Source organism: Anabaena sp. FACHB-83, from assembly GCF_014697485.1.
In the GTDB taxonomy this organism is placed as follows: Bacteria; Cyanobacteriota; Cyanobacteriia; order Cyanobacteriales; family Nostocaceae; genus Nostoc_B.
Genome location: NZ_JACJRY010000104.1, coordinates 1 through 5,560 on the forward strand (window position 1 = coordinate 1; position 5,560 = coordinate 5,560).

7 protein-coding genes are annotated in these 5,560 nt (G+C 41.5%); 5 read left to right on the forward strand and 2 right to left on the reverse strand.

All coding sequences use genetic code 11. From position 1 onward, the window contains the following. Both H6G79_RS36020 and H6G79_RS36025 read right to left on the reverse strand, forming a co-directional pair. Positions 1 to 1,160, reverse strand: a 1,160-nt coding sequence (locus H6G79_RS36020; RefSeq protein ID WP_191049433.1) for a hypothetical protein, incomplete at its 3' end; no start/stop codon positions are given. A 525-nt stretch (positions 1,161 to 1,685) separates the two neighbouring features. After that, complete coding sequence (locus tag H6G79_RS36025) at positions 1,686 to 1,943, reverse strand: hypothetical protein (protein ID WP_191049434.1); 258 nt, start codon at positions 1,941 to 1,943, stop codon at positions 1,686 to 1,688. A 237-nt stretch (positions 1,944 to 2,180) separates the two neighbouring features. Here H6G79_RS36025 and H6G79_RS36030 point away from each other — a divergent pair, with 237 nt between their 5' ends. The 5 genes from H6G79_RS36030 to H6G79_RS36050 form a co-directional block, all read left to right on the forward strand. Next, positions 2,181 to 2,759, forward strand: coding sequence for a hypothetical protein (locus H6G79_RS36030; protein WP_191049435.1), 579 nt, complete (start codon positions 2,181 to 2,183; stop codon positions 2,757 to 2,759). A 91-nt stretch (positions 2,760 to 2,850) separates the two neighbouring features. Continuing rightward, entirely contained in the window at positions 2,851 to 3,159 is a 309-nt protein-coding gene (locus H6G79_RS36035) for a hypothetical protein (RefSeq protein ID WP_191049436.1), read from the forward strand. A 45-nt stretch (positions 3,160 to 3,204) separates the two neighbouring features. Beyond that, the gene (locus H6G79_RS36040; protein ID WP_191049437.1) at positions 3,205 to 3,732 is read left to right on the forward strand and encodes a hypothetical protein; all 528 of its coding nucleotides are present in this window, start codon (positions 3,205 to 3,207) and stop codon (positions 3,730 to 3,732) included. 79 nt (positions 3,733 to 3,811) lie between these two features. Then, on the forward strand, positions 3,812 to 4,225 hold the full coding sequence (locus H6G79_RS36045) for a hypothetical protein (RefSeq protein WP_191049438.1): 414 nt from the start codon (positions 3,812 to 3,814) through the stop codon (positions 4,223 to 4,225). 742 nt (positions 4,226 to 4,967) lie between these two features. Beyond that, positions 4,968 to 5,560: response regulator (locus tag H6G79_RS36050; protein WP_191049439.1), on the forward strand; the 593-nt coding region annotated here is incomplete at its 3' end.

The following is a 5,560-nucleotide window of genomic DNA, read 5'->3' on the forward strand; positions in this document are numbered from 1 at the left end:
GCCAGATTACCCAACGCAATACCCATCAGTCGTAGGCATTCTTGAGCGTTTTCTTTGGGTGGTTCTTCGGCAAGTGATCGCAGATCAATAGTTTTTTCTAGCGATCGCTTGACATCCTTGTTTAGTGCTTTGGTTGCTTGTTTGGTAAAAGTATTATTCCATTCCTGAGCCGGACGTTCTTCTACAGCGTTCTCTAATTCCTGAATACGTCGTTGTAATCGTTGGTTTTCAAGTTCTAACTGTCTAAGTCCTTCCAACTGGGAAATCCGTTGCTGTAACTGGATATTTTCTTTCTTCTGCTGCTGAAACAGGTTTTGTAAAGTGGTCAGTTGTTCTTGTACTTGTTCCTGGGCTTGCGTCGTTGCTTCCGAGAGTAACCCAATCCTCAAATCCTTTTCCAGTCGTTCAAGTTCTTGTTGGTGCTGCTGTTTCAGTTGGGCAATCGCTTCGGCGTACTCTTTGGGATAAGTTCGCTCAGGGGTAAATGACTCAACAGCGTCATTACTCAAATCAGCATTGTTGACCAGTTCCCTGCTGCCATCCTCAAAGGTGACAATCTGCTGCCTTTGATTGGGTGGGTCGGCTGAGATGGTTCCTGATTGCCCATGTCTTGGATGAGTTGATGACGTAACTATAACTTTGGCAGATTGGGGAACCAATGGTTCCTGATTTTGGTGAACCACTGGTTCTTGAATTTGAGGAACCATTGGTTCCTGAGTTTTCTTGCTTGACAGACGCGGAACCACTTTTTGAGCCGCAGCCGCAAAGTCCGATTCGCTAGGGGAGGGGTTTTGTTCGAGTGCGATCGCAACAGCTTGCTTTAACTTCTCTGGTTCCTTAACTAACCGCAACAGTGAACGGGCTTGGCGTTCGTTTTTGATGTGTTCGCCTAATTCATCGGCTGTGTCTTTAACTTTCTTCGCACCTAGCAGTTGATTGATGCGTCGATAGCCACCCCAAGCGGATAACTCAGCTTGGCAGTATTCCTCAAAAGACTTGTAGCCAGCTTCACGGTAAAGCTGATTGTCACGCATTTCGAGAATCTCATCAACGGCTTGCCATTCAAATCTGTCAATGGCAGTGAAGGTTTCTTTGATGCTGTTGTTGAGAATGCTGTAGCTGGGGGGTGATGTTGTTTCGCAGCGATCTAGTGTCAGCATAATTATTGCCCACTATTGGTAAATGCACAAAAACAGTCGGGGTCGCAATTTGCCAAAGTGAACATTTATGCTGAATTTTAGACTTAGCCAAAAATGTGTCAGCATTATAATAAGTTCACTTTGTAGTGCAACTATTTGAGCAAGCGATCGCAGAGCTTGGCGGCAGGCGGTCGCTTTTACCAAACAGTCAAAATATTGATAATTACTGTGTTTGTGCTTGTTCTAAGCTGTTGTGCTTCATCTCCCTTATTCCTATCTAAAAAGTTTAATGCTAGGTTTGTGCCTATCTATTTGAATACATTATCATCTTAGCCTATACAAAGGAAATCATAAAAGCAAGAATAGACCTATAATTTTTATAGGCTAGTTGCTAGACTAGCCTATAGTGATAAATCCTGCGTGGATACAGCAGGAGCCTGATTAATTGCAAAACCCCTGAATGCTAAGTTTCAGGGGTTCTTTCTTCGGATTCTAAAAATTGGCGGATACGTTCGCGGGAGAGCCTGAGTTGTTCCGAAGCACTTCTCAGGCTGCTAATTCCCCCAAGATTTTTTCAGCACGCTCTTTAAACGCCTCTAATTCAGCAACTTTCTGCTTGATGCTGTCGAGATCGCTATCGTTATTGTTTGTGGATGATATGCCCAAATAACTATCGATAAACTCCAATAAAAGTCTACTTGCAGAAGTCCCGTTTTCTTTTGCTTTTTTTAGAAAAGCGATTTTCTTTTCTTCTGGAATGCGAAAGTTCATTTGGGTTTCCCCTTCTCCAAGATTTCTTGGCATACTATTTCCTTTTCTAGCTTTTAGCCTATACCTAATTCTACTTGCCAGCCTAGCTTTTGCCTAGAAAATGGTGGTTTCAATCATTTAGCCTATACAAAATACTATACAAAATATTGACAAGGGAAATCATTTAGCCTATACTAAGGGTATCAAAGCAAAAGGCAATCGCACCGTCTGGAAAACTAGCGATTGCCTTTTGTGAATACCAACCCCATTGAGAGGTAGGAGATCCTCATTATGAATCACTTCACTTATCCAACGCAAGCCTCCAAAAGCTTCAGTTGCAACACAATCGACGAGCAAACCGCAGCACAGGCAGAATTTTACAACTACCTCGAAATACAAGCCAAACAAGCAACTCAAACAACAGACCCGCTAACATCTCGTGACCGCCGCATCATTGCCGAGATCATCCAAGTAGAAGCCGATTCAGTTCGTACAATATGGATCGAAGCTGGAATCACCGTATGGGTGCAATTAAGTAATGGTGGACGTTTGCCATTCGACCGAGACTGGTTTTCCAAAAGAGTTGCAGAAGTTAAAGCAACACTAAGAGAAACCCCCAGAGAACGCAACGATCGCCTGAGCGACGAATTAGAAACAGCTTGTCACAGATACGGCTTAACTCATGGAGAGATTGACTGGCTCTCGTTTAGCACCACCCTATATTTCAACAACCGAAGAGTAGGGTTTATAGGCTACAACCGCGCAGATCAATGGTACAGCAGACAAAGGCCATTGGGGGGCAGTCGCACAACTGACAATATTGATGCAGCGATCGCACTGTTGGGAATTAGACAACCAGTAGCCGCGTAGTACCGACAGTAGAAAAGCGGTCGCATCCTTAGAGAGCGATCGCTACCTCACCACAAGAAATGACTGAATTACGCTACAAGATACAGCAACTATGTCTTTCCTTCAAGATCCTGACTGGGGCGAGTGCTGCGAACCAATACTTCTGTCACCCTCAAACCCAAACGCAGAGTTAATCGAAATCTCAGGCTACACGCTGGTTTACTGTTCCGGTGCTTGTCCCAAAATCTACCGTGTCTACAAACGTGAATCAATGCTGGGTTTGGTTTTCGAGCATCTGACGCATTGGACAAACGAGATAGACGAGAAACAGTACGCTAAACCATTCAACGCAGCAGTGGCACTCGATGACTTTTTCTTGGTTGCAAGTATGACTAACGCAACACCCGATATTGCAGCGTAATTAAAGCTTTCAATCTCAACAAATAACTATTTACTAACTAAAACAATGGAACCCACAATCTCGATTCCTCCGGTTTGGCAATACCCTCGGTTTGGCTTTGGACAACGGACAGAACGCGGTCAAATAATCGGCATGAAGTATTACGCCGAAGATACATATTTAGCTGACGAATACGGTGCAGGTTGGCGTTACATTCTGCTACCAAACAAGAATACCGAAGACGATGAAACACGGATTGAGGATGACATAAAACTGCTGTCGCCGCAGGAATTAAAAACAGTTTTAGACACAGAAATTAACAACCATCTGCGCCAAATTCAATCACTAAAACATCAATTAGATGCTATTCCTGCAATTGTTTTAGCTGCTAACTCTACACTTGGAGGAACCACTCAACCAAGTTATCCACCTTTGCACGATTTGGTTGATGCCGGAAAGTTCATCCTCAAAGAAATTGCCAAACATCCCGATTATTTAACACTAGAATATCAACCCGACCTGACTATTGGTGATGCTGACACTGCGCTTTCTTATTTGGAAGTAGAACTTGAGCTTCCAGGAAATAGCAAATGAACTCTGTGGTGGCGATTCAATTACAAATCGCCACTAAAAATATTAGTCCTATTTTGATAAATTTTTTGGAGGTTTACTAATGTGTACTAAATGGGCAGAAAAAGAGCTAGGAACTCTCGAAGAAATGGCAGAGATGTACACCCCGGAACAAATAGTTTTTCGGCTAAAAAGACGCGGTTATTATCGCACAGTATCAGCCGTTAAGAATAAATTGTATTCTTTGGGGTATTCTACTCGCCCAGTTCTGGATAATTACAGTTGTCGTGAAGTTGCCAAAAACCTTTGTGTACCTCCAACCACAGTTGTTAATTGGGTGAGGCAAGGTTGGTTGAAAGCCAAAAAGCGTTGTGCTAATCGTTATCAAGTCAAAAGCCGAGATTTAAAACGGTTTTTCAATAATCCTCCGCAACCAATTAAGCATCGAATAGCAGCGATAGATCCGCAGGTGGTTCGGTATTTGGTGGGGTCTTCTCGGCAAGATAGGTGTTCTTAAAAAAGTTAAATTTTCTCTTTTAAAATAGAAATATTTGTTTACATTTACAGTAAACAAATAGATAAAAAGCTGGGTTAATCAGGGATAAATAAGCATTTGGCAGAAAATTTAGATTAGCTTAGTCCAATTACTTCCATAAATCCAGTATTACTGCTAATATCGGTTTAAAGCTGTTTTGTGCTGTCATAATTTTAATTAAATGCGGTTAAAAGTTAGCTAAGAACATTCTTTATTAGTTTTTTAGCAGACTTTTACTTTAGTGTTGGCTTTTGAGATTCTGTATTTCTACAGAGTAAAAATTATCTCTACTGTGTAGATATATACTTGAAATTCATAAGTATTCAACTTCTTCGGGACAACAGAAGAGGTCTATGAGTCGGCGGCTGGGGCTGTCCGATTGGGGAAAAAATTAGCTTTATGACAGGCGATTTAATGTTCCCTCTAAATATCTAACAACCATTCATTCACAAGCTATTCGTAACCATCAGCTTGTGAAAAGCAATAATTTGCTGTTGCTCAAATTATTAGTTGACCGAAGGAACAGGGAAGAACAAGCCTCGTCCTTCTAGGATGTTTATACAGGGCGGAGTTTAAGCTTTGTCCCGGTCTTCCCCCTCGCTCCTTGTCCTATTGATCACAGCAATTCCCCATCCGTTAACTCCTACAGTTGAACGGGCGACCCTCTGCTGTATTTCGTTAGCGGGTTAGTTTGTCATTTTAATTTTGAATAGGAGCAAAGCGATTGACCAGCATCTTGCCAAACCCTCTCACAACAAAGAGCATCCAGGTTTTGATTGTAGAGGATGAATTTATCCTTGCGCTTGACCTAAGAGAAAAGCTGGAGTGTTTAGGGCATACTGTTCTAGATATTGTAAATTCCCCGAAAGAGGCAATTGAGCAAGCAACTGAGCTTCAACCAGACTTAGTTTTAATGGATATCTGCCTACACGGGAAAATGGATGGAATTGACGCGGCAGAAGAAATTTGGAATAGTCTAAGAATCCCTATTATTTATATTACCGGGCATTTTGATAAAACTACTGTAGAAAAAGCTACGCAGATATTTACATTTGGTTATCTTCTAAAACCTGTTAGAGAAGAAAATCTATATGTTGCTATTCAAACAGGACTTACTAATTTTCAATATAAGCAAGCAGAATTTTCATTACATAAAGCGCATGAGGAACTAAAAGAAAAACTGAGGAGTTATACCAATAAAATCACTTTGCTGAATGAGGACTTAAAACTCGAAGTTGTTAAGCAACATAAAGTTATATCAGAACTCCTAGTCAATGAGGAGTGCGTTTATTCAACAGATCAGCCTACTTCTGTATT

What these genes read in the sequence shown, in the direction of transcription:
- H6G79_RS36025 (WP_191049434.1), bottom strand. Translation starts at nt 1,943, where the DNA reads ATGCCAAGAAATCTTGGAGAAGGGGAAACCCAAATGAACTTTCGCATT.
- H6G79_RS36030 (WP_191049435.1), top strand. Translation starts at nt 2,181, where the DNA reads ATGAATCACTTCACTTATCCAACGCAAGCCTCCAAAAGCTTCAGTTGC.
- H6G79_RS36035 (WP_191049436.1), top strand. Translation starts at nt 2,851, where the DNA reads ATGTCTTTCCTTCAAGATCCTGACTGGGGCGAGTGCTGCGAACCAATA.
- H6G79_RS36040 (WP_191049437.1), top strand. Translation starts at nt 3,205, where the DNA reads ATGGAACCCACAATCTCGATTCCTCCGGTTTGGCAATACCCTCGGTTT.
- H6G79_RS36045 (WP_191049438.1), top strand. Translation starts at nt 3,812, where the DNA reads ATGTGTACTAAATGGGCAGAAAAAGAGCTAGGAACTCTCGAAGAAATG.